Source organism: Musicola keenii (assembly GCF_014855505.1).
Taxonomy (GTDB): Bacteria; Pseudomonadota; Gammaproteobacteria; order Enterobacterales; family Enterobacteriaceae; genus Musicola; species Musicola paradisiaca.
In genome coordinates, this window is the sequence record NZ_JAAWVW010000065.1 from 1 (window position 1) to 407 (window position 407).

The following is a 407-nucleotide window of genomic DNA, read 5'->3' on the forward strand; positions in this document are numbered from 1 at the left end:
AGAAGTGAAACGCCGTAGCGCCGATGGTAGTGTGGGGTCTCCCCATGTGAGAGTAGGGAACTGCCAGGCTTAAAACAGAGAAGGCCCCGTACATGCGTACGGGGCTTTTTTTTGGTTCATCGCGCTTTACCGGGGAACGCTGCTTTTATTTTCAAGAAGAAGTAGTCGTTATCACGGTATCCATATGCCATTCGCTTTATCACCTTGATCCTGTTGTTCATCCCTTCCAGTACGCTGGTATTGAGTCGATGTATCGCACTGGCTATTATCCCTCCCACATACCTTTTTAGTTTTTCAGCGAACAGCGTCAGTGCCTTTATGCCACTTTCCTGCGATTGTCTGTACCATTCATTCCAGCGTTGCCTTGCCTCCTGTTCATCAGGGGCATACCACAGCTCTTTCAGCGC

The 407-nt window shown here is 49.4% G+C and carries 1 protein-coding gene; it reads right to left on the bottom strand.

Annotated features, from left to right (window positions below; genetic code table 11):
* Nucleotides 1-116: 116 nt before the first annotated feature.
* Nucleotides 117-407 (bottom strand): transposase (locus tag HEP82_RS19870; RefSeq protein WP_192459615.1); only part of this gene is annotated, 291 nt, incomplete at its 5' end.